The organism is Kitasatospora sp. NPDC001603 (assembly GCF_040298365.1).
GTDB lineage: Bacteria > Actinomycetota > Actinomycetes > Streptomycetales > Streptomycetaceae > Kitasatospora.
Genome location: NZ_JBEPAA010000010.1, coordinates 1 through 25,182, shown reverse-complemented (window position 1 = coordinate 25,182; position 25,182 = coordinate 1). Strand labels below are relative to the sequence as shown.

General features: G+C 73.2%; 16 protein-coding genes. 9 read left to right on the top strand and 7 right to left on the bottom strand.

What is annotated here, in order from left to right; genetic code table 11:
• Positions 1-425: 425 nt before the first annotated feature.
• The 3 genes from ABT263_RS09430 (at position 426) to ABT263_RS09420 (ending at position 6,181) form a co-directional block, all read left to right on the top strand.
• Entirely contained in the window at positions 426-1,466 is a 1,041-nt protein-coding gene (locus ABT263_RS09430; RefSeq protein ID WP_352289314.1) for an amino acid ABC transporter permease, read from the top strand.
• A complete protein-coding gene (locus ABT263_RS09425; RefSeq protein WP_352289311.1) occupies positions 1,463-3,493 on the top strand; it encodes an FAD/NAD(P)-binding protein in 2,031 nt (676 codons plus the stop codon). The genes ABT263_RS09430 and ABT263_RS09425 overlap by 4 nt, the downstream gene beginning before the upstream one ends.
• A 402-nt stretch (positions 3,494-3,895) precedes the next feature.
• Positions 3,896-6,181 (top strand): FdhF/YdeP family oxidoreductase, encoded by a 2,286-nt coding sequence (locus tag ABT263_RS09420; protein WP_352289308.1) that lies wholly within the window; start codon positions 3,896-3,898, stop codon positions 6,179-6,181.
• Positions 6,182-6,222: 41 nt separating this feature from the next.
• On the opposite strand, the gene ABT263_RS09415 is transcribed toward ABT263_RS09420, so the two are convergent.
• Positions 6,223-7,860, bottom strand: a complete 1,638-nt coding sequence (locus tag ABT263_RS09415) for a C40 family peptidase (protein WP_352289305.1) — start codon at positions 7,858-7,860, stop codon at positions 6,223-6,225.
• A 336-nt stretch (positions 7,861-8,196) separates the two neighbouring features.
• On the opposite strand from ABT263_RS09415, the gene ABT263_RS09410 reads away from it, so the two are divergent.
• Together ABT263_RS09410 and ABT263_RS09405 are read left to right on the top strand one after the other, a co-directional pair.
• Entirely contained in the window at positions 8,197-9,381 is a 1,185-nt protein-coding gene (locus ABT263_RS09410) for an inorganic phosphate transporter (RefSeq protein ID WP_352289302.1), read from the top strand.
• 26 nt (positions 9,382-9,407) lie between these two features.
• Positions 9,408-9,662, top strand: a complete 255-nt coding sequence (locus tag ABT263_RS09405; RefSeq protein WP_329489580.1) for a hypothetical protein — start codon at positions 9,408-9,410, stop codon at positions 9,660-9,662.
• 85 nt (positions 9,663-9,747) lie between these two features.
• Here ABT263_RS09405 and ABT263_RS09400 read toward each other — a convergent pair whose 3' ends face one another.
• On the bottom strand, positions 9,748-11,244 hold the full coding sequence (locus ABT263_RS09400) for an MDR family MFS transporter (RefSeq protein WP_502885778.1): 1,497 nt from the start codon (positions 11,242-11,244) through the stop codon (positions 9,748-9,750).
• A gap of 214 nt (positions 11,245-11,458) precedes the next feature.
• Positions 11,459-11,917, bottom strand: a complete 459-nt coding sequence (locus ABT263_RS09395; RefSeq protein WP_329489578.1) for a MarR family winged helix-turn-helix transcriptional regulator — start codon at positions 11,915-11,917, stop codon at positions 11,459-11,461.
• Between the two features lie 110 nt (positions 11,918-12,027).
• Between ABT263_RS09395 and ABT263_RS09390 the strand changes: the two genes are divergently transcribed.
• Positions 12,028-13,071 carry an ABC transporter permease gene (locus ABT263_RS09390; protein ID WP_329489577.1) on the top strand — a complete coding sequence of 348 codons (1,044 nt, stop codon included), beginning with the start codon at positions 12,028-12,030 and terminating at the stop codon, positions 13,069-13,071.
• Between the two features lie 40 nt (positions 13,072-13,111).
• Here ABT263_RS09390 and ABT263_RS09385 read toward each other — a convergent pair whose 3' ends face one another.
• The 4 genes from ABT263_RS09385 to ABT263_RS09370 all read right to left on the bottom strand — a co-directional run bounded on the left by ABT263_RS09385 (position 13,112) and on the right by ABT263_RS09370 (position 18,485).
• Positions 13,112-14,326, bottom strand: a complete 1,215-nt coding sequence (locus tag ABT263_RS09385; RefSeq protein WP_352289533.1) for an ROK family protein — start codon at positions 14,324-14,326, stop codon at positions 13,112-13,114.
• A gap of 152 nt (positions 14,327-14,478) precedes the next feature.
• A complete protein-coding gene (locus tag ABT263_RS09380; protein ID WP_329489576.1) occupies positions 14,479-15,000 on the bottom strand; it encodes a GtrA family protein in 522 nt (173 codons plus the stop codon).
• 159 nt (positions 15,001-15,159) lie between these two features.
• Positions 15,160-17,562 (bottom strand): endopeptidase La, encoded by a 2,403-nt coding sequence (lon, locus tag ABT263_RS09375; RefSeq protein WP_352289296.1) that lies wholly within the window; start codon positions 17,560-17,562, stop codon positions 15,160-15,162.
• A 164-nt stretch (positions 17,563-17,726) separates the two neighbouring features.
• Entirely contained in the window at positions 17,727-18,485 is a 759-nt protein-coding gene (locus ABT263_RS09370; protein ID WP_352289293.1) for a rhomboid-like protein, read from the bottom strand.
• Between the two features lie 575 nt (positions 18,486-19,060).
• Between ABT263_RS09370 and ABT263_RS09365 the strand changes: the two genes are divergently transcribed.
• From ABT263_RS09365 to ABT263_RS09355, 3 genes are all read left to right on the top strand, one after another.
• Positions 19,061-19,798, top strand: a complete 738-nt coding sequence (locus ABT263_RS09365; RefSeq protein WP_209411241.1) for a response regulator transcription factor — start codon at positions 19,061-19,063, stop codon at positions 19,796-19,798.
• Between the two features lie 78 nt (positions 19,799-19,876).
• Positions 19,877-21,004, top strand: coding sequence for a sensor histidine kinase (locus ABT263_RS09360; protein ID WP_329489573.1), 1,128 nt, complete (start codon positions 19,877-19,879; stop codon positions 21,002-21,004).
• Between the two features lie 336 nt (positions 21,005-21,340).
• Positions 21,341-25,093: a multifunctional oxoglutarate decarboxylase/oxoglutarate dehydrogenase thiamine pyrophosphate-binding subunit/dihydrolipoyllysine-residue succinyltransferase subunit gene (locus tag ABT263_RS09355; RefSeq protein WP_329489572.1), complete on the top strand. Its 3,753-nt coding sequence runs from the start codon at positions 21,341-21,343 to the stop codon at positions 25,091-25,093.
• Positions 25,094-25,182: the final 89 nt, after the last annotated feature.

The window sequence follows — 25,182 nt, the reverse complement described above, 5'->3', positions numbered from 1 at the left end:
CCGGCCCGCGACGGGGCACCGAGGGAGAGGTCTCCGCGAGGAGGGCCTCCGAGGGAGGAGGCTCCTAGGAGGACAGGGCCGGCTGGACGGCCCGCTGCCGGGTCAGCCGCGACACGCCGCGGACCACACCCGACCGAAGTCGATGTGGTCGCGGGTGACCAGGAGCTGCTCGGCGTACATGAGCACAAGTTGAGCAGTGAAGGATGCGCGGCGTCAACCACCGTCCATTACCGCTCTGTTGCGATCACTTGTCGCCGTGTGCCCCGGCGGCACCACCCTTGACAGCCCTCGTTCGCGCATGCGTACGATCAATGCGGAGAGCAGTGCGGAGCCGGTCGCGTTGAGGGACGCGAGCCGGCCCGACGGCCGTACGTGACCACCCCCGTACCTCCCGCCTGCCCGCAGCTTCCGCCTGGAGCCTCCTCATGGCCACCCCGCAGGACGTCCTTCCCGCGCCCTCCCTCACCGAGAACCCCGTGCCGGCTCCGGAGCCGCCCGCCGGCGCCGTCGTCGACCCCTCGGCCCGGCTCGTCGCCCGCCGCCGGCCCGGCCAGTGGGTCTCCGCCGCCGTCGCGCTGCTGCTGTTCGCGATGGCCCTCAGTTCGGTGATCCGCAACAAGGCCTTCCAATGGGACGTCGTCGCCGACTGGTTCACCGCCACCTCGGTCCTGAACGGCCTCACCCTGACCCTCTGGCTGACCGCCGTCACGCTCGGCCTCGGCTTCGTCCTCGGCACGGTGCTCGCCACCATGCGGCTCTCCACCAACCCGGTGCTGCGCACGCTGAGCTGGACGTACATCTGGATCTTCCGCTCCACCCCGGCGCTGGTGCAGCTGCTGCTCTTCTTCAACATCGGCGCGCTCTACCCGACGCTCGGCCTGGGCATCCCGTTCGGCCCGGAGTTCGTCACCGTCCGGACCGTCAACCTGTTCGGCCCCACCCTGACCGCCGTGGTCGGCCTGACCCTGCTGGAGGCCGCGTACGCCGCCGAGGTGGTGCGCGGCGGGATCCTCTCGGTCGACCGCGGCCAGCTGGAGGCCGCCTCGGCGCTCGGGCTGGGCCGGTGGCGGGTGCTGCGCCGGATCATCGTCCCGCAGGCGATGCGCTCGATCGTCCCCACCGCCGGGAACATGCTGATCAGCGCGCTCAAGGGCACCAGCATCATCAGCGTGCTGGCCGTCTCCGACCTGCTCTACTCGGTGCAGCTGGTCTACCTGCAGTCCTACCAGGTCATCCCGATGCTGATGGTCGCCACCATCTGGTACATCGTGATCACCACCGTGCTGTCCGTCGGCCAGTACTACGTCGAGCGGCACTACGCCAAGGGCGCCACCCGCGACGGCCTGCCGCCCACCCCGCTGCAGAAGGCCCGCGCGGCCTGGCGCCGGCTGCGCGCCGCCGCCGACGCCCCGGCCGGGGCAGACGCCGCGACCGGCGCCAAGACCGCAGCCGGGGGGACGCGTTGACCACCCTGGTGATCGTCGGCGCCGGCCCGCGCGGCACCGGGCTGCTGGAGCGGATCGCCGCCAACGCGGCCGAACTCCTGCCCTCCGAGCGCCCGCTGGAGATCCACCTGGTCGACCCGCACCCGCCCGGCGCGGGCCGGATCTGGCGCTACGACCAGTCCCCGCTGCTCCGGATGAACTCGATGGCCGAGGACGTCACGATGTTCACCGACGAGCGGTCCACCATCGACGGACCGGTCCGCCCCGGGCCCTCGCTGGCCGAATGGGCCGCCCGGCAGACGGAGTTCGCGCCCTACCGGGAGGTCGAGGACCCGGCGGTCCGGGCCGAGCTGGGCACCCTGGCGCCCACCGACTTCCCCACCCGCCGGGCCCAGAGCGCCTACCTGGACTGGGTGTTCCGCCGCGCCGTCGCCGACCTCCCGCCGCACATCACCGTCACCGTGCACCGGGACACCGTCCGCCGGGTCGAGGGCCCGGTGGACGGCCCGCAGCTGGTCCACCTCGGGGACCGGGTGCTCACCGCCGACCACGTCACCCTGACCCTCGGCCACCTCGACTCCGCCCCGCACCCCCGGTACGCCGCGGACGCCGGGTTCGCCGCCCGGCACGGCCGCTTCCACCTGCCGCCCGCCTTCTCCGCCGACGCCGACCTGAGCGGCATCGGCGCCGGCGAGCACGTCGTCCTGCGCGGCTTCGGGCTCGCCTTCGTCGACCTGGTCGCCCTGCTCACCGAAGGCCGGGGCGGCCGCTTCGAGGAGACGCCGGACGGCCCGGTCTACCGGCCCTCCGGCCGCGAGCCGGTGATCCACGTCGGCTCCCGGCGCGGGGTGCCCTACCACTCCAAGACCGGCTACCGGCTCCAGGGGCCGCCCGCCCCGCTCCCCCGCTACTTCGACGCGGCCGCCGTGGACGCCGTTCTCGCGCGCCCCGGACCGCTCGAACTGCGCCGCGACTTCTGGCCGATGATGGCGAAGGACATCGGCTTCGGGCACTACCACGAACTGTTCCACGCCCACCCCGAACGCACCGCGCTCCCCTGGGCCGAGTTCCTCGCCGGCTACGACGCCCACGACTGGTACGCGCCCGAGCTCGCCCGGCTGATCGCCCGGGCCGTCCCCGACGAGGCCGACCGGCTGGACTTCGAACGGCTCGACTTCCCGCTGGCCGGCCTCGAACTCGGCTCCGCCGAGGAGCTCCAGCGCCATCTGCGCGGCTACATCGCCGAGGACGCCGACCGCCGCGCCGACCCGGCCCACAGCGCCGACCTCGGCGCCTTCCTCGCCCTGCTCTCGCTCTTCGGCCAACTGCCCCGCGTGCTGGCCTCCGGCCGGCTCACCGCCCGCTCGGTCGGCGAGGAGGTCGACGAGTGGTTCTTCGGCTACTTCAGCTACCTCGCCTCCGGCCCGCCCGGCTTCCGGCTGCGCCAGCTACTCGCGCTCTCCGAGGCGGGCGTGGTCCGCTTCCTGGGCGCGGGCGTCCGGGTCGACCGGGACGAGGCGACCGGCACCTGGCGGGCGTCCGGCAGCACCGTGCCCGGGCACCGCGTCGAGGCCACCGCGCTGATCGAGGCGTACCTGCCCAAGCACGCGCTGGCCCGTACCCGGGACCCGGTCCTGCGGGACCTGCACCGCGCCGGGCGGATCGTGGAGGAGGTGGTCAGCGACGAGGAGCACACCCACCGCTCCGGGCTGCTCACCATCCGCCCCGGGGACAGCCGGGTCCTGGACCCGGCCCTGGACGGCGGGCCGCACCCGCGGCGCACCGCCCTCGGCCCGCACACCAGTCTGCGCGCGGCGGCCGCCTTCGCCCGGCCGCGCACCGACTCCCCGGGCTTCCGCCAGAACGACGCCGCCGCCCGGGCCATCCTGCGGGCCCTGGCGGCCGTCCCGGCGGCGGGCGGGCGGCCCACCGGGCGGCCCACCGCGCCGCTCGCGGCCCGCGTGGTCGGCCCGGGGCCCCGCCCGGCCGGCTCGGGGCCCGAGCAGCTCCTCGACCAGGTCCTCGGCGGTGACGTGGTCCGGAGCTGACACGATCCAGCCCCCGGTCGACGTGATGCCGGTCCCGCGCTCCAGCGAGGTCAGGCAGGCACCGGCCTCCTGGCCCGAGGCGACGTCCCGGGCCAGAAGGGCGCCGGATCGGCACCGCTGCCCCGGGCGGGGCACTCCTGGGCCGGCGGGCCACCCGGGGCCCCGGCGCGCGGGCAGCGCCGGCCGCTGCTGGTAGGCAGGCCGACAGGTCGTGCCGGGCCCGCGCGGTGGCCGGTCACCCGCGCCCCCGCCTCTCGAAGCGGCCGCACCCCGTCGACGCACCGTGCGGGGTCGGCCGGGACCGGTACCGGGATGGCCCGGACGACTCGAACGGGTGGAAGGATGGACGGCGGGCCACGCGACGGAGCGGCGGCCGGACGAGCACAGCCGAGGAGCGCAGTCATGGCCAAACCGGCCCCGCAGAGCGATCCCGCGCAGGACGCCCCCGTGGTGTCCGCGCCCCAGCACGCCGCGGCCGGACTGCCGGCGGTCGGCCACACCCTCCGGATGGCCACCGAGCAGATGGGTGCCCGACGCACCCTCGCCACCCTGCGCAAGGTCAACCAGCCGGACGGCTTCGACTGCCCCGGCTGCGCCTGGCCCGAGCCCGGGAAGACGCACACCGCCGAGTTCTGCGAGAACGGCGCGAAGGCCGTCGCCGAGGAGGCCACCGAGCGCCGGATCCGCGCCGAGTTCTTCGCCGCCCACCCGGTGGCCGAGCTGGCCGAACGCTCCGGCTACTGGCTCGGCCAGCAGGGCCGCCTCACCCAGCCGATGCTGCTGGACGAGGGCGCCACCCACTACACGCCGATCGCCTGGGACGACGCCTTCGCGCTGATCGCCGAGGAGCTGCGCGCCCTGGACACCCCGGACGGCGCGGCCTTCTACACCTCCGGCCGGACCAGCAACGAGGCCGCCTTCGCCTACCAGCTGTTCGCCCGCCGGCTGGGCACCAACAACCTGCCGGACTGCTCCAACATGTGCCACGAGTCCTCCGGCTCGGCGCTCACCGAGACGCTCGGCGTCGGCAAGGGCAGCGTCAGCCTCAAGGACCTCTACCAGGCCGACCTGATCATCGTGGCGGGCCAGAACCCGGGCACCAACCACCCGCGGATGCTCTCCGCCCTGGAGCGGGCCAAGCGCGCGGGTGCCACCGTCGTCAGCGTCAACCCGCTGCCCGAGGCCGGCCTCGAACGGTTCAAGAACCCGCAGAACGCCCGCGGCCTGGCCGGCCACGGCACCAAGCTGACCGACCTCTTCCTGCAGATCCGGCTCGGCGGCGACCTCGCCCTGTTCCGCGCGCTCAACCGGCTCGTCCTCGACGCGGACGGCGGCGTCGACGAGGAGTTCGTCGCGCGGCACTGCCACGGCTTCGAGGAGTTCGCCGCCGAGGCCCGGCAGACCCGGCGCGAGGAGGTGCTCGCCGCCACCGGCCTGCCGTGGGAGCAGATCGAGGAGCTGGGCCGCCTGGTGCTCTCCTCCCGGAAGATCATCGTCTGCTGGGCGATGGGCCTCACCCAGCACAAGCACGCCGTGCCGACCATCCGCGAGGTGGTCAACTTCCTGCTGCTGCGCGGCAACGTCGGCCGCCCGGGCGCCGGGGTCTGCCCGGTGCGCGGACACAGCAACGTCCAGGGCGACCGGACGATGGGCATCTTCGAGCGGCCCTCGGCGGCCTTCCTGGACGCGCTGGGCGGCGAGTTCGGCTTCGAACCGCCGCGGGCGCACGGCTACGACTCGGTGGACACCATCCGCGCGATGCGCGACGGCCGGGTGAAGGTGTTCTTCGCGATGGGCGGCAACTTCGTCGCCGCCACCCCGGACACCGAGGTCACCGAGGCGGCGATGCGCCGCTGCCGGCTCACCGTGCACGTCTCCACCAAGCTCAACCGCTCCCACGTGGTGACCGGGGCCCGGGCGCTGATCCTGCCCACCCTCGGCCGCACCGACCGGGACGTCACCGCCAGTGGCGCGCAGTTCGTCAGCGTCGAGGACTCGATGGGCCAGGTGCACTCCTCGCGCGGTGGCCTGCGCCCGCCGGCGCCGGGGCTGCTCTCCGAGGTGGCGATCGTCTGCCGGCTGGCCCGCGCGGCGCTCGGCCCCCGGGACGACGTCCCGTGGGAGGACTTCGCCGACGACTACGACACCCTGCGGGACCGGATCGCCCGGGTGGTGCCGGGCTTCGACGGCTTCAACGACAAGGTCCGCCGGCCCGGCGGGTTCACCCTGCCGCACGGCCCGCGCGACTCCCGGACCTTCCCGACCGCGACCGGGCTGGCCAACTTCACGGTCAACCCGCTCACCGCGCCCGAGGTCCCGCCGGGCCGGCTGCTGCTGCAGACGCTCCGTTCGCACGACCAGTACAACACCACGATCTACGGCCTGGACGACCGCTACCGCGGCATCACCGGCGGCCGCCGGGTCGTGCTGGTCAACCCCGTCGACGCCGCCGAGCTGGGCCTGACCGAGGGCGGGTACGTCGATCTGGTCGGCGAGTGGAAGGACGGCGTGGAGCGGCGCGCCCCGCACTTCAAGGTGGTCCACTACCCGGTGGCCCGCGGCGGCGCGGCGGCGTACTACCCGGAGACCAACGTGCTGGTGCCGCTGGACTCCACCGCGGACATCAGCAACACCCCGACCTCCAAGGCCGTGCTGATCCGCTTCGAGCCGGACAGCGGCGCGAGCTGAACCGGCCGACGGCCCGGGGCTCCCCGGGCCGTCGGGCCGAGCTAGTGCTGGCCCGCCGGCAGCGGGGTGGCCGAGGTGGAGCCCGGGGCCGAGGCGGTGGCCGAACCGGTACCGGTGCCGCTGGGCGAGCCCGCGGGAGTCCCGGCCGGCGTCCCGGTGGGGGTGCCCGTCGGGGTCCCGGTCGGCGTTCCCGTGGGCGTCCCGGTGGGGGTGCCCGTCGGGGTCCCGGTCGGCGTCCCCGTCGGAGTGCCGGTGGGCGTGCCCGTCGGCGTCCCCGTGGGCGTCCCGGTCGGCGTGCCCGTCGGGGTGCCGGTCGGCGTCCCCGGGTCGGTGGGTGTGCCGGTGCCGGGCTGCGGGGTGCCGGGCGTCGGCGTCCCCGGGGTGGGCGTACCGGGCGCGGTCGGCGTGCCGGGCGCGGGGTTCGCCGCGTTCGGGTCTACCGGCACCTGGTTGGCCGGGCTCGGGGCGATCGGGGTGACGCTGTCCCAGCCCGCCGGGAGGTCCGGCACCTTCCAGGCACCGCCCGCCTCGTCCGAGGCGGTCTCCGGGTCGGGGCGGACGGCACCGAGGATCGGCATCGAGCCGATCGGCGACACCTTGATCACGGCGCCCGGGCGGGGCGCCTGGACGACCAGCCCGCCGCCGATGTAGAGCGCGACATGGGTGGCGCCCTCGAAGTAGATGACCAGGTCACCGGGGCGCAGCTGGTTCAGCGCGACGTGCTGGAGCTGGGCCCACTGCTCCTGGCTGGTGCGCGGGATCGGCTTGCCGGCGTGCAGCCAGGCCTGCGAGGTGAGGCCGGAGCAGTCGAAGACGTCCGGGCCGGCGCCGCCCCACACGTACGGCTTGTTGAGCTGCGCCAGCGCGTACGCGACGGCGGCGCGGCCGGCCAGCGACGGGGTGCGCTCGCCCTTGCCGAGGGCACCGGAGGCGAGGAAGGCCAGCTGGGCCTCGTCGGCCTTGGCCTTCTCCAGCTGCTCCAGCTCGGTGCGCTGGGCACCGGTGAGCGAGGAGACCAGCTGCTCGACGGCGGCCAGGTCGGTGGCGAGCTTGGCCTTGGCCGCGTCCTGCTGGGCGACCAGTGCCTGGGAGTTCTTCAGCGCCTCCTCGCTCTGCTTCTGCAGGCCGGTGAGCGCTTCGCGGTCGAGCTTGAGCCGGTCCAGGAACTCGGACTGCGAACGGCTCGCGGCGGAGAGCAGTTCGGCGATGGTGACGGCCTCGTACGGGTCCTGGGAGAGCAGCAGTTCGGCGTAGGCCGAGGTGGCGCCGTTGCGGTACTGGGCGGCGGCGAGCTGGGCGGCCACGTCGGTACCGGCGTCCACGAGCTTCTGCTGACGGTCCAGCCGGTCGCCCAGGTCGGTGACGGTGGCCTGCTGCTCGGCGACCTTGGTGACGGCGGCGTTGAACTGCTCGGTGGCGGCCTCCGCCCCCGTGTACAGCTCGTGCAGCCGGTCGAGCAGCGGCCCGAGGGTGGCCTTGGCCTCCGCGAGCGGGTCCGCGCCGGGCACGGCGGCCGGGGCGGTGATGCCCGGGTTGCCCGGGTCCGGCGCCGCGTAGGCGGCCTGGGCGGCCAGCGGCAGCGCCAGCGCGGCGGCCGCCAGGACGGCTCCGCAGCGCAGGGCGGCCCGCACCCACGGTCGTGTTCCCGCTGTCTCCGTGCGCTGTGCGGCCCCGCCCATGGATTCGTTCCTCCCCGCCCCTGCCGATCCCCGGGTTGCCCGGATCCTCGCCGATCCTGTCATGGGTCTCCCGGCAGAAACAGACCGCACCCGTACGGCCGGATGAATTCTTCGGTCGGTTGTGAGACAGGTCTCAGCAAACCGGAGCGAACCAGGACGTTCTGCGCCAATGCCCAGTTCAGCGGGCCCGGGGACACCTCCTGGCAAGGTCATGGCAACCCCTTGGACACGTCCGGAACCACGCAGCCCGTCTCAGTTCACCTTCCGTTCACCGAGGCTCCCTACCGTCGCGATCGACACCAACGTCAGTGCGACAACTACGACGATTGTTTGGGTATGGAACACATCTCGTTCCTGGTGGCCGTTGTGATCATCACGGCGCTCGCCTTCGACTTCACCAACGGGTTCCACGACACCGCCAACGCGATGGCCACCTCCATCGCCACCGGAGCCCTTCGACCCAAGGTCGCGGTCACCATCGCGGCCGTCCTCAACTTCGCCGGGGCGTTCCTCTCGGTGAAGGTCGCCACCACCATCTCCGGCGGCATCGTCAACGAGAAGGCCGGGATCCATCCGGAGATCATCTTCGCCGCACTGGTCGGCGCGATCCTCTGGAACCTGATCACCTGGCTGAGAGGCCTTCCGTCCAGTTCGTCGCACGCGCTCTACGGCGGCCTGATCGGCGCCACCGTGGTCGGCGTCGGTCTCAACGGCGTCAACTTCGACACCGTGGTCACCAAGATCCTCATCCCGGCGATCGCGTCCCCGCTGGTCGCGGGCCTGGCCTCGTGGGGCGCCACGAAGCTGGCGTACGCGATCACCCGCAAGAGCGACGGCGCCACCGTCACCAAGGGCTTCAAGACCGGCCAGGTGTTCTCCTCCTCGCTGATCTCGCTGGCCCACGGCACCAACGACGCCCAGAAGACGATGGGCATCATCACCCTGACCCTGGTCTCGGTCGGCGCCCTGCCGACCGGCGCGCTGCCCCCCACCTGGGTGATCGTCTCGGCCGGTGCGGCGATCGCGCTCGGCACCTACATGGGCGGCTGGCGGATCATCCGCTCGATGGGCAAGGGCCTGGCGGACATCCAGGCGCCGCAGGGCTTCGCCTCCGAGTCCGCCGCCGCGACCGTCATCCTGACCTCCTCGCACATGGGCTTCGGCCTCTCCACCACCCAGGTCTGCTCCGGCGGCATCATGGGCGCCGGCCTCGGCGGCCCGAAGGGCGAGCTGCGCTGGAGCCTGGTGCGCCGCATGGTCTACACCTGGGGCCTGACCCTGCCCGCCGCCGCCACGGTGGCCGGCCTCGCGGCCCTCGTGGTCGAGCAGGGCACCTGGGGCGTGGTCCTGGTGGGCGCCGTCCTGGTCGCCGGCTCGGGCGCGATGTGGCTGATCTCCCGCCGCCAGCCGGTCCACGCGGACAACGTCAACGAGGCCGGCGACATCACCCCGGTCGAGATCACCCCGACCGCCGCGGCCGGCACCCCCACCACTCCCGCCTCGACCACGGTCGCGGCCTGAGCGCCGACGGCTGAGGAGCACACACCATGCACATCAAGTGGAACGCCCTGGCCCAGACCGCCGGCTTCAGCTTCGGCATCACCGTCGCGGTGGTCACCGTCTTCGCGCTGGGCATCCTGGCCCTCTCCCGCCGTGAGGCCGCGCTCACCGCGCAGCGCTCGGCGGCGGGCTCCGACGCCCCGGCCGGCGGCGGCCGACTGGCCCTGGCCGGTGCCTACACCTGCTTCGCGGTCTGCGGCGCCGCCGTCCTCTACGGCCTGTCCCTGATCGCCGGCCACTGACGCACGGAGTACGGCGAAGGCCGGGGAGCGGTGGTCCGCTCCCCGGCCTTCGCCGTGTCCTGCCCCGTGCCCCCGCCGGCGGCGGTCAGCTCTGGTGGCCGGTGCGCAGCACGGTCTCGCGGATGAACAGCACCGTCACGAAGGCCAGCAGCGCGAACGGCGCCGCGACCAGGAAGACCACGCCGACCCCGTGCCCGAAGGCGTCCGTCACCAGCGGGACGAGCGGGGCGGGCAGCTTGTGCAGGTCCGGGATGCCGCCGCCGGCCGCGGCGCCGGTGGCCGGGACGTGCGCGGCCGCCAGGTTCTCCGTCAGGTAGTGGCCGACCCGGTTGTTCATCAGGGCCCCGAGGGCGGAGACGCCCATCGCGCCGCCCATGGTGCGGAAGAAGGTGACCACCGAGCTGGCCGCGCCGAGCTCGTGCCGGGGCACCGTGTTCTGCACCGCGAGCACGAGGTTCTGCATGGTCAGGCCGAGGCCGATGCCGGTGATCGCCATGTAGACGGCGAGCAGCACGTAGTCGGTGTCGGCCCGGGCGGTGCCGAGCAGGGCGAAGCCGACGGCCAGCATCAGGGTGCCGGCGACCAGGTAGGCCTTCCAGCGGCCGTACTTGGTGATCAGCTTGCCCGCCACGGTGGAGGCGACGGCCAGGCCGAGGATCATCGGCAGCGTCATCAGGCCGGCGATGGTCGGGGACTTCTCCCTGGCCAGCTGGAAGTACTGGCTGAGGAAGGTGGTCGCGCCGTACATCCCGATGCCGACCAGCACGCTGGCGACCGCCGCCAGGGTGACGGTGCGGTGGCGGAAGAGGCTCGGCGGGATGATCGGCTCGGCCGCGCGCTTCTCGATCGCCACGGCGAGCCCGCCCAGCACCAGGCCGCCGCCGACCATGGCCGCGGTCTGCCAGGAGAGCCAGGCGTAGTTCTTGCCGGCCAGCGTGATCCAGATCATCAGCAGGCTGACGGCGCCGGTGATGACCAGGGCGCCCAGGTAGTCGATCTTGACCTTGCGCTTGACCACCGGCAGCTTCAGGGTGCGCTGCAGCACCGCGATCGCGGCCAGCGCGAACGGGATCCCGACGTAGAAGCACCAGCGCCAGCCGAGCCAGGAGGTGTCCACGATGACGCCGCCGATCAGCGGGCCGCCGATGGTGGCGAGGGCGAAGACCGCGCCGAAGTAGCCGCTGTACCGGCCGCGCTCGCGCGGCGGGACCATCGCCGCCAGGCAGATCTGGGCGAGCGCGGTGACGCCGCCGGCGCCGATGCCCTGCAGCGCGCGGCAGGCGATCAGCTCGCCGGTGTTCTGGGCGAGGCCGGCCAGCGCGGACGAGGCGATGTAGATCACCAGGGCGATCTGCAGGAGCAGCTTCTTGCTGGCCAGGTCGGACAGCTTGCCCCAGATCGGGGTGGAGGCGGTGAGGGTGAGCAGGGTGGCGGTGATCACCCAGGTGTAGGCGGACTGGCCGCCGTGCAGGTCGGTGAGGATGCGCGGCAGGGCGTTGGAGACGACGGTCGACGACAGCACGGCCACGAAGAGGCCGAGCAGCAGGCCGGACAGGGCCTCCAGCACCTGCCGGTGGGTCATGGGTGTGTCGTCGTCGGCGGTGGCGGCTCCGGTCGCGGCTCGGGTGGTGACGGTCATCTGGGTCCTTCGGCGGGTCGGGGCGGAAGCGGGAGGCGGCGACGGGGGACGGAAAAGTCGTTGCCTTAAGCAACCATAGGATCAATGGTTGCTTAAGGCAACTTTCTTCAAGCCCAAGTAAAGTCCCGCCCCGCGACCCGCGCCGGACCGCCGGACCTCAGGTCCCGACGGCCTCCCCGACCACGTCGTTGAAGCGGTGCAGCAGCCCGGCGAAGCGGATCACGTCCTCCTCGGACCAGTTGGCCATCAGCTCGCGCACCCGCTCGATCCGGGCGTCCCGGGCGCCCAGGTAGCGCCGCCGGCCGTCGTCGGTGAGCGAGACCAGCGCGGACCGGCGGTCCAGCGGATCCGCCTCCCGGGTCACCAGGCCCAGCTCCTCCAGCGCCCGGATCTGCCGGCTCACCGTGGCCTTGCCCACCGCGAAGTGCACGCCGACGTCGGTCACCCGCACCCGCCCGGCCTGCTCGATGTAGCCGAGCATGCTGTACGCCGCCCCCTCCAGGCTGGGGTGCACCCGGCGGGAGAGTTCCGCCACCCGGGCCCGGCCCCGGCGGAACATCAGCGCGACCTCGCGCTCCACCGCCAGCAGGGGTTCCTCGTCATTCGCCGCACTCACCGCGCAAGTATCCCGCAGCACAGGGCCCCCACATACGGCGCGGGAAATCGGGAAAGCCAACTACTTGATGGTATGAAGTATCCGTTTTCCCGATACGCAAGGAGATGTGGATGACCACCCCAGGGCAGGGACCGAGGCCAGGACTCGTCGCCGAACTGAAGGGGGCGGTCACCCCGCGCGCGGCGCTGCTGGTGATCGCCGTCCTCCTCCTCCAGCTCGGCTTCATCACCTCGTACGTCGGCGCGCTGCACAGCCCCACCCCGCACGAGCTCTCGATCGCGGTGGTCGCCCCGCCGCAGGTCTCCCCCAAGCTGGTCGAGGCGCTGGAGGGGGTGCCCGACAACGCGGTACGGGCCTCCACCGCGCCCGACGCGGAGACCGCCACCGCCCGGATCAAGGACCAGAAGCTCTACGCCGCGCTGGTGGTGGACCCGGCCGGCACCGAGGACACCCTGCTGGTCGCCAACGCCCGCGGCCCGGCCGCCGCCCGGGCCGCCCAGACCATCGTCACCGCGGTGGACCAGACCCAGGGCCGGACGGTGCGCACCGTCGACACCATCCCGCTGGCCAAGGGCGACACCAACGGCCTGTCCTCCTTCTACCTGGTGATCGGCTGGTGCGTCGGCGGCTACCTGGTCGCCTCGATCCTCGGCGTCAGCGCCGGGGCGAAGCCCGCCAACGCCTACCGGGCGGCCATCCGGCTCGCCGCCCTCGCGCTGTACTCGATCGCGGCCGGCATCGGCGGGGCGGTGATCGTCGGACCGGCGCTGAACGCCCTGCCCGGCTCGTCCTGGGGGCTCGCCGCGCTGGGCGCCCTGGTGGTGTTCACGGTCGGCGCGTTCACCATGGCGCTGCAGTGCCTCTTCGACATCATCGGGATCGGCGTCGCGGTACTGATCTTCGTGGTGCTCGGCAACCCCAGCGCGGGAGGGGTCTTCCCGCCACCGATGGTGCCCCCGTTCTGGCGGGCCATCGGCGCCTGGATCCCGAACGGCGCCGGCACCGACGCGGCCCGCTCGATCGCCTACTTCGGCGCGACCAACCTCACCATGCCGCTGCTCGTGCTGCTGGTCTGGGCACTGGTCGGCGTCGCCGTCACCTTCGCCGCCGTGCTGCGCCGGCCGCGCGGGGGCCGCGAGCTGCCCGCCGGGTAGCCGGACCACCGCCACCGCCCGGGCCGGCCCGACACCGCCCCTACCCGTCGAGCCGGCCCGGGTCCGCGACGATCGCCCGGACCACGCCGACCGCCGCCCCCAGCAGCGGCCCGCGCCGGCCCAGCCGGGAGACCGTCAGCCGCTCCTCCGTCCAGGGGCGGACGGTCACCCGGGCCGCCAGCTCGGCCCGCATCCCCGGCAGCAGCCAGGGCGCCAGCCGGGCGTAGCCGCCGCCCAGCACCACCTCGGCCGGGTCGAGCAGGTTGACCGCCCCGGCCGAGGCGATCCCCAGGGCCGACCCGGCCCCGTCCAGCGCCCCTCGGACCTCCTCGTCCCCGGCCCCGGCCCGCTCGGCGAGCAGGGCGACCCAGTCGCCCCGGATCCCCTCCAGCCCCGCCGCCCGCAGCACCGCCGCCTCCCCCGCGTACTGCTCCAGGCAGCCGTGCGCCCCGCAGGCGCAGCGCGGTCCGTCCGGGTGGACCGGCACGTGCCCCAGCTCTCCGGCGTAGCCGTGCGCCCCGCGCATCAGCCGGCCGCCGACCACGATCGCCGAGCCGACCCCGGCCTCGGCCGAGACGTGCAGGAAGTGATCCGGGGCGCCGCCCAGCCAGAGCTCGGCGAGCCCGCCCAGGTTGGCCTCGTTCTCGGCCTCGACCGGCAGCTCGGCCAGGCCCTGCGCGCCGGCCGCGCGCAGCGCCGGCCGCAGCTCGGCGGCCAGCGGCACGTCCTGCCAGCCCAGGTTGGCGGCGCGCTGGAGCACCCCGTCGCCGTCGCCGACCAGCCCGGGCACCGCGAGCATCAGCCCGGCCGGGCGCAGCCCCGCGTCGACGACCGCCCGGCGCAGCAGTTCGGCCAGGTCGGCCATCACGGCGGCGGGCCGCCGGTCCCGGTTGCGGATCTCCTGACGGTGCCAGGCGCGGACCTCGCCGCGCAGGTCGACCACGCAGGCGCCGAGGTGCTCGACCCCGATCTCGGCGCCCAGACCCGCCGGTCCCTCGGGGTTGAGCCCCAGGGCCGTCCCGGGCCGGCCGACCTTGCCGCTGGGCGCCGCCGGACCCTCCTCGACCACCAGGCGGGCCGCGATCAGCTCCTCGGCGAGCGAGGACACCGCCGCCCTGGTCAGCCCGCTCTCCGCGGCGACCTCCGCGCGCGAGCGAGGGGCCCGCGCGATCACGCCGAGCACCAGCGCCAGATTGGCCCGCCGCATGCCCTGCTGGCTGGCCGGCCCGGCCCGGAGGCCGTCCGTCTCGCGCATCGCGCTCACCCCGCTCAGCTTCCGCCCGCCCCGCCGGTGGGCGGGTCCCGCAGTTCGGACCGGTGTCTGCAGCGTAACCGCGTTCGGCCGGGCGCTCCCGCCGGGCCCGGGGGGGCGGATCGGCCGCTCCGGCGCCCCGCCGCGCCGGGCCGCTACGGGATCCGCTGCGGCTGCTCCACGCGGGGGGCGACGGGCTCGGGGAAGCGCGTGAAGACCCAGCGCTGCATCGCCCAGAAGCGGAAGAGCATCGCCACGAAGGTGCCGAGGACCATGCCGCTCAGGAAGTCGGCCACCTCCTGGGTGAAGGGCGTCACCTGCGGCTCGCGCAGGTCCAGGACGTAGCGCGAGACGATCAGCGGGAGGTCGTTGACGCCGATCGCCACCACGCTGACGAGCAGGAACAGCAGCACCTCACGCCGGTGGCCGCGGGCCCGGAAGGACCACCGGCGGTTGAGCACGTAGGAGACGGTGGTGGCCACCACGGTCGCGATGGTGAGCGCCACCACCGGTTTGTGCTCCAAAAGGGTGAACTTCAGTGAGAAGTTGATCACTGTTGTCAGAACGAAGCACGTGCCCCCGACCAGCAGGACCTTCACCAGCCTGCGGTGCCTGACCAGGAACGGGCGCAGCCCCGCCGGCACCTTGGCCAGGGCGCGCTGAGTGGGGGACGGCATCTTCGCAGTTTCGCACGGGGCCCTCCGACGGAACCGGCGGGAAGGCGGCCCGGCGGCTCCCGCGGCTCCCGGCGCCCGGTGCCCCCGGTCGTGCGAGCGGGCGGCGGCCCGGCGGGAGCAGCGCGCTCCGCCGGGCCGCCGCCCGTTCCCGTCCCGCCGTCAGGCGGCGACCAGCACCTCGGCCGGCTCCAGGGCCAGCTCCAGCACCTCCCGCACGTCCGCCACCGGGTGGACGGTGAGCCGCTCCAGCACCTCGGCCGGGACGTCGTCCAGGTCGGCCTCGTTGCGCTTGGGGATGATCACCGTGCTGACCCCGGCCCGGTCGGCGGCGAGCAGCTTCTGCTTCACCCCGCCGATCGGCAGCACCCGCCCGGTCAGCGACACCTCACCCGTCATCGCCACGTCCGTACGCACCCGGCGGCCGGAGAGCAGCGAGGCCAGGGCGGTGGTCATGGTGATGCCGGCGCTCGGCCCGTCCTTGGGGACGGCCCCGGCGGGGACGTGCAGGTGCACGCCCCGGTCGCGCAGCGAGGTGACCGGCAGCTCCAGCTCGGCGCCGCGCGAGCGCAGGTAGGAGAGCGCGATGTGCGCGGACTCCTTCATCACGTCGCCCAGCTGCCCGGTGAGGGTGAGCCCGGTGCCGCCCGTCTCGGCGTCCGCCAGCGAGGCCTCGATGTACAGCACGTCGCCGCCGGCGCCCGTCACCGCCAGGCCGGTCGCCACACCCGGTACGGCGGTCCGCCGCTCGGCGGGCTCCTGGGCCGCCTCCGGGACGTGGTGCGGCCGGCCGATCAGCGCGCGCAGCTCGCCCGCGCCGATCGCGGCGGGCAGCTCGCGCTCGCCCAGCTCGGACTGCGCGGCGATCTTGCGCAGCACCCGGGCGATCGAGCGTTCGAGGGTGCGGACGCCGGCCTCGCGGGTGTACTCCCCGGCGAGCTTGCGCAGCGCCTCCTCCTCGACGGAGACCTCCTCGCTCGTCAGGCCGGCCTTCTCCAGCTGGCGCGGGAGCAGGTGGTCCCGGGCGATGACGACCTTCTCGTCCTCGGTGTAGCCGTCCAGCCGGACCAGCTCCATCCGGTCGAGCAGCGCCTCCGGGATGGCCTCCAGCACGTTGGCGGTGGCGAGGAAGACCACGTCCGAGAGGTCCAGCTCGACCTCCAGGTAGTGGTCCCGGAAGGTGTGGTTCTGCGCCGGGTCCAGCACCTCCAGCAGGGCGGCCGCCGGGTCCCCCCGGTAGTCGGAGCCGACCTTGTCGATCTCGTCGAGCAGGACGACCGGGTTCATCGAACCGGCCTCCTTGATGGCGCGCACCAGGCGGCCGGGCAGCGCGCCGACGTAGGTGCGCCGGTGGCCGCGGATCTCCGCCTCGTCCCGGACGCCGCCGAGCGCCACCCGGACGAAGGTGCGGCCCATCGCCCTGGCCACCGACTCGCCCAGCGAGGTCTTGCCGACGCCGGGCGGGCCGACCAGGGCCAGCACCGCACCGCCGCGGCGGCCGCCGACCAGGCCGAGCCCCTGGTCGGCCCGGCGCTTGCGGACGGCCAGGTACTCGACGATCCGGTCCTTGACGTCCCCGAGGCCGGAGTGGTCCGCGTCCAGCACGGCCCGGGCGCCGGCGATGTCGTAGGCGTCCTCGGTGCGCTCGTTCCAGGGCAGCTCCAGGACGGTGTCCAGCCAGGTGCGGATCCAGGAGCCCTCGGGCGACTGGTCGGACGCCCGCTCCAGCTTGTCGACCTCCTTGAGCGCGGCCTCGCGGACCTTCCCGGGCAGGTCGGCGGCCTCGACCCGGGCGCGGTAGTCGCCCTCCTCGTCGGCCGGGTCGCCGTTCAGCTCGGCCAGCTCCTTGCGGACGGCCTCCAGCTGGCGGCGGAGCAGGAACTCCTTCTGCTGCTTGGCCACGCCCTCCTCGACGTCCTTGCGGATGGTGTCGTTGACCTCCTCCTCGGCGAGGTGGTCGCGCAGCAGGGTGAGGGCGTACTCCAGGCGGGCCACCTGGTCGGCCTCCAGCAGCACCTTGAGCTTCTGCTCCGCGGTGACGAAGGACGCGTAGCCGATGTTGTCGGCCAGCTCGCCGACGCCCTCGATCTGGGCCACCCGGTCGACGATCTGCCAGGCGCCGCGCTTGCGCAGCCACTGGGTGGAGAGCGCCTTGTACTCCCGGTACTCCCGGACCAGCTCGGCGGCGCGGCCGGCCACCGGCGTGCCCTCCGAGGACTCCCGGAACGGCGTGGCCTCCACCCAGAGCGCGGCGCCGGGCCCGGTGGTACCGACGCCGATCCGGACCCGGCGCACGGCGCGGACCAGCGCGGCCGGCTCCCCGTCGGCCAGCCGCCCGACCTGCTCGACGGTGGCGAGGGTGCCGACCGCCGCGTACGAGCCGTCCACCCGCGGCACCAGCAGCACCTGGGGCTTGGCGGCGCCGGCGGCCGCGGCCCGCGCGGCCTCGACCGCGGCACGCACCTCGGTGTCCTTGAGGTCCAGCGGGACGACCATGCCCGGGAGCACGACCTCGTCGTCGAGCGGCAGTACGGGCAGGGTGAGCGGAGTGGACGTCGATGCCATGATCTCTCCCCAGTCAGCGAAGTTGAGTTGACCTGACTAAGGTTTCGCGGCGATGGAATGTTCCCCCCGCCCTGTTCGCCGGGAGCGAACAAGGAGGAGCCCGGGAAGGGGGTGTCAAAAACGCCTCGCGGGGGCGCGCACCGCCCCCCGGGAGCACCCGGCAGTTACGCGCGGTCCAGCAGGGCGGTCGCCCCCTGGGCCTGCGCCGGGCCCGTGGCGCCGACGGCCGCCGCCTCCGGGCGCCGCCACCGGGGGCCGGGCCCGTTCCGCAGCCAGCGCCAGAGCGCGACCCCGGTCAGCAGCGCCACCGGGTGGCCGACCCCGGTCACCAGGTCCCGGTCGCCGGCGATCTGCTCGGCGACCAGGACGGCGGCGCCGCCGAGCGCGAGCAGCCGCCCGCGCGGCCGCAGCAGCCCGGCCAGCGCACCGAGACTGACCAGCACGCCGTAGCTGACCCCGATGTCCAGGCAGTCCAGCGCGCGGGGCTCCATCCGGCCGGTCGCCACGGCGGTGATCACCACCGACTGGGAGAGCACCGTCGCCGTGACGTGCCCGATCCCGAAGACCGCCGCGGCCCGGACGGCGCCCACCCGGCGCTCCAGCGGCGCGACGGTGAAGGCGAAGGCCCAGAGGTAGGGCATCCAGATCGTCCCGGCCACCCAGAAGCCGCTGAACAGCAGGGCGCGCAGCGGGTGGTGGACCAGGTTGTGCCCGTCCGAGCTGGAGGCCTCCTGCAGCCGGAGCACGAGGTCCGGGTCGGCCAGCCCGGCGAAGGTGGTGGTGGCCACGACCACGGCGAGGTAGCCGAGCGCGAAGGGGTTGCGCCGGGGCGTCGGCACCCGGGCGAGCACCCAGACGGCCAGGCCGGTCCGCAGGCCGAACCGGAGCATCCCGTACGGCGGCCCCGGACGCGGCCCGCTCACCACAGCGTTCCTCCGCAGCTCCGCCATGCCGCCTCCGCTCCAGACCCGCAGCCTCCGGCCCCCGTCCGGTGCTCAACGTACCGGCGCGCGCCGGAAATCCCACCTGTGCGACTTGTCGTGACCACGGTACTTCGGGGTCCTGGGAGCCAGCTGGGAATACCCCGTGAACATCATGTGGCGCGCGACTCCACGATTGGTACAGACCTGCACTCCGTCTACGCACGAGTAGCGGCGCTGACCGGCGGCTTGTCGTCAACTGGAGTGCATACGTACCGTCACGCAGTGAAAAATCGGCGGGTAAGGTACTGGCCCGTGCCCACTTCCGAGTGGGTCCGACGGGCGGCCGGACGGCCGGCCCACGGGCCGGAAACATCCGGTCCACCTGCCGGGAACCACCGGGTGTCCGTACGCTGCGAAGTGTGCGGGAGTGGTGGGCAGTCCACACCTGTCCCCCGACTCAGCACGCGCTACGGGACGGCGGACCCGGCACAGTCCACGACGGAACAAGACTACGAGCGGAGCCTCGCCATCCCCACAGGTGGCCGGCCCGCAGCCCTGGGGGCGGTGGCGTGACCGTGACAGAAATTCAGCAGGACAACCAGAACAGCGGCGGCACGGTGAGCAGCCAGCGCAGAGTGCTGGTGGTGGAGGACGAGCCCACGATCGCCGAGTCGATCGCGGCCCGGCTGGGCGCGGAGGGCTTCAAGGTCGCCGTGGCCCACGACGGCCCGGGCGCGGTCGACGGGTTCCACACCTGGCAGCCCGACCTGGTCGTGCTCGACATCATGCTGCCCGGCTTCGACGGCCTTGAGGTGTGCCGCCGGATCCAGGCCCAACGCCCGGTACCGGTCCTGATGCTGACCGCGCGTGACGACGAGACGGACCTCCTGGTCGGCCTCGGCGTGGGCGCCGACGACTACATGACCAAGCCGTTCTCCATGCGGGAGCTGGCGGCCCGGGTCAACGTCCTGCTGCGCCGCGTCGAGCGCGCCCAGCAGGCGGCCCGCACACCGGCGCTCGGCTCGCTGCGCTTCGGCGAGTTGGAGATCGACCACGTGCAGCGCCGGGTCCGGCTGGCCTCGGGCGACGTCCACCTGACGCCGACCGAGTTCGACCTGCTCGCCTGCCTGGCCGCACAGCCGCGGGCGGTACTCACCCGCGAGCAACTGCTGGCCGAGGTCTGGGACTGGACGGACGCGTCCGGCACCCGCACCGTGGACAGCCACGTCAAGGCGCTGCGCCGGAAGATCGGCGCCAGCTGGATCCGCACCGTCCACGGGGTCGGCTACGCGCTGGAGGCCCCGCTCTCCTAGCGGCGCCTCGGGCACCGGGCCTCCGGGGGGCCCGTGTCCCGAACCGCCGCGCGGACCCGCGGGGATCACAGGGGACCAATGACCTTTCCACAGCAACGCAACGGCGACGCCGACGGCGCCCGGCCCACGCTGGCCGCCCGCGCCGCCCACCGGGTGTGGGCCGACATCCGGCCGCTCGACCCGGTCCGCTCGATCAAGGGCAAGCTCGCCCTCCTGGTGATCGTCTCGGTCTTCCTCGCCACCGGCATGGTCGTGGTGGCGATCCGCTCCGAGACGCAGATCCGGATCATCATGGTCTTCTCCATGATCGCTTCGCTGCTCTTCATGCAGTTCCTCGCGCACGGGTTGACCGCCCCGCTGCGCGACATGACCGCCGCCGCCCGCGCGATGGCCTCCGGCGACTACAGCCGCCGGGTCGAGGTGAGCTCCCGGGACGAGATCGGCGAGCTGGCGGCCACCTTCAACCACATGGCGGCCGACCTGGAGGCCGCCGACCGGCACCGCCGCGAGCTGGTCGCCAACGTCTCCCACGAGCTGCGCACGCCCATCGCCGCGCTGCGCGCCGTGCTGGAGAACGTCGTCGACGGCGTGGTCCAGCCCAATCCCGCGACCCTGGGCGCCGCCCTGGAGCAGACCGAACGGCTCGGCCGGCTGGTCACCCACCTGCTCGACCTGTCCAAGATCGACGACGGGGTGGTGGACCTGGACGCGCGCCCCTTCGAGGTGCGCGAGTTCCTGGACGGCGTGCTGCGCGGGGTCACCGTGGACGGCGCGACGGCCGGCGGGGCCTTCTCCCGGCGCGGGGACGTCCGGCTGGCGCTGGAGGTCAGCCCGGCCGGCCTGACCGGCGTGGCGGACACCGAGCGGCTCCACCAGGTGGTCGCCAACCTGGTCGACAACGCCTGCAAGCACTCCCCGCCCGGCGGCACCGTGACGGTCCGGGCCCGGCCCGGCGGCGAGCCCGGCGCGCTGCTGCTGGAGGTCGAGGACGAGGGGCCGGGCATCCCGGCGGCCGACCGCACCCGGGTCTTCGAGCGGTTCAGCCGCAGCGGCACCGCCACCGCCCAGGGGCCCGGCTCCGACGGCGGCACCGGGCTGGGGTTGGCCATCGCCCGCTGGGCGGTGGACCTGCACGGCGGGCGGATCGAGGTGGCGGAGGCCTCGCCCGGCTGCCGGATCGAGGTCCGGCTGCCCGGCCCGCGGTAGCGCCCGCCCGGGGTCCGCTCGGCGGCCCCGGGCACCCGCCCGCGTCGATCGGACGTCGCCCGCATGTCACAGAAGCGACACAGACGTGGACGGACGATCCGGGTGGCTCCGGACTATGATTTGTCCGGTTTCATCCATATATAGCGGCTGATCGGAAGCGATCGCTTCCCATCCGAGGCGGCTTTCTAACGCACATTTTCAGCCAACCTGCAGGTCAGGACTGTGATCTGGGCGACGCCTGAGCCCTGGGGACTGCGCGATCACTGGTCAGGGGCGTAGCCTTAATCCCCGCTGTCCAAACATCCCAAAAGGAAGCGGAAGAGGGCGGTTGCCGCCGTGTCGCCACAGTCCCAAGAAACCCCCAACAGCTCGGCAAGCTCCACTGGCTTCGGCCCCAATGAGTGGCTCGTCGACGAGATCTACCAGCAGTACCTCCAGGACCCGAACTCGGTCGACCGAGCCTGGTGGGACTTTTTCGCCGACTACAAGCCCGGTACCGAGGTGACCCCAGTGACCCAGGCCGCGACCCAGGTCGGCCCCACGCCGACCCCCGTTGCCGCCCCCGCGCCCGCCGCTGCTGCTCCGGCCGCGCCCGCCCCCGCCGCACCGGCCGCGCCAGCGCCCGCCGCCGCGGCCCCGGCGCCCGCGCCCCTCGCCGCAGCTCCTGCCGCGCCCCCGGCCCCGAAGGCCGCCGCTCCGGCGCCGGCCGCGCCCGCCGAGACCGGCCCCGAGCTGGTCCAGCTCCGCGGCCCCTCCAAGGCGGTGGCGACCAACATGGACGCCTCGCTGGAGGTGCCCACGGCGACCTCCGTGCGCGCCGTGCCGGCCAAGCTGTTGATCGACAACCGCATCGTCATCAACAACCACCTGCAGCGCGCCCGCGGTGGCAAGGTCTCCTTCACGCACCTGATCGGTTACGCCCTGGTCCAGGCCATCAAGGCCTCGCCGGGCATGAACCACAGCTACCAGGTGAAGGACGGCAAGTCGTACCTGGTCAAGCCCGAGCACGTGAACCTGGGCCTGGCCATCGACCTGGTGAAGCCGAACGGCGACCGCCAGCTCGTGGTCGCGGCGATCAAGAAGGCCGAGACCCTCGACTTCTTCGGCTTCTGGCAGGCCTACGAGGACATCGTCCGCCGGGCCCGCGCCAACAAGCTGACCATGGACGACTTCACCGGCGTCACGGTCTCGCTGACCAACCCCGGCGGCATCGGCACCGTGCACTCCGTGCCGCGCCTGATGCAGAACCAGGGCACCATCGTCGGCGTCGGCGCCATGGAGTACCCGGCCGAGTTCCAGGGCTCCGCCCCGGAGACGCTGTCCCGGCTGGGCGTCTCCAAGATCATGACGCTGACCTCGACCTACGACCACCGCGTCATCCAGGGCGCGGCGTCCGGCGAGTTCCTGCGCGAGATCCACCGGCTGCTGCTGGGCGAGAACGGCTTCTACGACGAGATCTTCGAGTCGCTGCGGATCCCGTACGAGCCGGTCCGCTGGGCCACCGACGTGGCCACCACGCACGACGACGAGGTCAACAAGACCGCCCGCGTCATCGAGCTGATCCACTCCTACCGGGTCCGCGGCCACCTCATGGCCGACACCGACCCGCTGGAGTACAAGCAGCGCAAGCACCCCGACCTCGACGTCACCACGCACGGCCTCACCCTGTGGGACCTGGAGCGCGAGTTCGCGGTCGGCGGCTTCGGCGGCCAGCGGATGATGAAGCTGCGCGACATCCTCGGCCTGCTGCGCAACACGTACTGCCGCACGGTCGGCATCGAGTACATGCACATCCAGGACCCGACGCAGCGCAAGTGGCTGCAGGAGCGCCTGGAGAAGCCGTACACCAAGCCGGAGCGCGAGGAGCAGCTGCGCATCCTGCGCCGGCTGAACTCGGCCGAGGCCTTCGAGACCTTCCTGCAGACCAAGTACGTCGGGCAGAAGCGCTTCTCGCTCGAGGGCGGCGAGTCGCTCATCCCGCTGCTGGACGCGACCATCGACTCGGCGGCCGAGCACCGCCTGGACGAGGCCGTCATCGGCATGGCCCACCGCGGCCGCCTCAACGTGCTGGCCAACATCGTCGGCAAGCCGTACGGCAAGATCTTCGGCGAGTTCGAGGGCAACCTCGACCCGAAGTCGATGCACGGCTCCGGCGACGTGAAGTACCACCTCGGCTCCGAGGGCACCTTCACCGGCCTGGACGGCGAGACCATCAAGGTCTCGCTCGCCGCGAACCCCTCCCACCTGGAGGCCGTGGACCCGGTCGTCGAGGGCATCGCCCGCGCCAAGCAGGACATCCTGGACCAGGGCGGCACCACCTTCCCGGTGCTGCCGATCCAGATCCACGGCGACGCGGCCTTCGCCGGCCAGGGCGTCGTCGCGGAGACCCTGAACATGTCGCAGCTGCGCGGCTACCGCACCGGCGGCACCGTGCACGTCGTGGTCAACAACCAGGTCGGCTTCACCGCCGCGCCCGCGAGCAGCCGCTCGTCGATGTACTGCACCGACGTGGCCCGCATGATCGAGGCGCCGATCTTCCACGTGAACGGCGACGACCCGGAGGCCGTGGTCCGCGTCGCGCGGCTCGCCTTCGAGTTCCGTCAGGCGTTCCACAAGGACGTCGTGATCGACCTCATCTGCTACCGCCGCCGCGGTCACAACGAGGCCGACAACCCGTCGTTCACCCAGCCGCTGATGTACGACCTGATCGACAAGAAGCGCTCGGTGCGCAAGCTGTACACCGAGGGCCTGATCGGTCGCGGCGACATCACCATGGAAGAGGCGGAGCAGGCGCTCCAGGACTTCCAGGGCCAGCTGGAGAAGGTCTTCGCCGAGGTCCGCGACGCCGCCCAGACGCCGGCCCCGGCCTCCAACGGCAAGCCGCAGGCGGACTTCCCGGTCAACATCCAGACCGGCATCTCCCAGGAGATGGTGAAGCGGATCGCCGCCTCGCAGGTCAACCTGCCGGACTGGCTGACCGTTCACCCGCGCCTGCTGCCGCAGCTGCAGCGCCGGGCCGCCTCGGTCGAGGACAACACCATCGACTGGGCGATGGGCGAGACCCTCGCCATCGGCTCGCTGCTGATGGAGGGCCACCCCGTCCGCCTCGCCGGCCAGGACAGCCGCCGCGGCACCTTCGGCCAGCGCCACGCGGTGCTCATCGACCGGGTCTCCGGCGAGGACTACACCCCGCTGCTGTACCTGACCGAGGACCAGGCCCGCTACACCGTGTACGACAGCCTGCTGTCCGAGTACGCGGCGATGGGCTTCGAGTACGGATACTCGCTGACGCGGCCGAACTCGCTGGTCATGTGGGAGGCGCAGTTCGGCGACTTCGTCAACGGCGCGCAGACCGTGGTGGACGAGTACATCGCCTCCGCCGAGCAGAAGTGGGGCCAGCACTCCGGCGTCACCCTGCTGCTGCCGCACGGCTACGAGGGCCAGGGCCCGGACCACTCGTCCGCCCGCCCGGAGCGCTTCCTGCAGCTGTGCGCGCAGAACAACATGACGGTCGCCATGCCGACCCTGCCGTCGAACTACTTCCACCTGCTGCGCTGGCAGGCGCACAACCCGCACCACAAGCCGCTGGTCGTCTTCACCCCGAAGTCGATGCTGCGCCTGAAGGCCGCGGCGAGTGCCACCGAGGAGTTCCTGTCCGGCTCGTTCCGCCCGGTCATCGGTGACACCACCGTCGACCCGGCGAACGTCCGCAAGGTCGTCATCACGGCGGGCAAGTTCTACTACGACGTCGAGGCGGCCCGTACCGAGCGCGGGGTCACCGACACCGCGATCGTCCGGGTCGAGCGGCTCTACCCGCTGCCGGTGGCCGAGCTCCAGGAGGAGCTGGCCCGCTACGGCGACGACGTCCAGTTCGTCTGGGCGCAGGAGGAGCCGGCCAACCAGGGTGCCTGGCCGTTCATCGCGATGAACCTGGTCGACCACCTGCAGGTCGTCATCGGCCGCAGTGCCAACGGTTCGCCGCGGCTGCGCCGCGTCGCCCGCACGGCCTCCTCGGCCCCCGCGGTCGGCTCGGCCAAGCGTCACGCCGCCGAGCAGCAGGCGCTGCTGGAGGAGATCTTCACCATCTGAGCCCGCCCCGGCCCCGGTCGGGCTCGAACGGCCCCGGCCCCCCCCCCCCCCCCGCGCGGGCCGGGGCCGGTCCCGTGTACCGCGCCCGA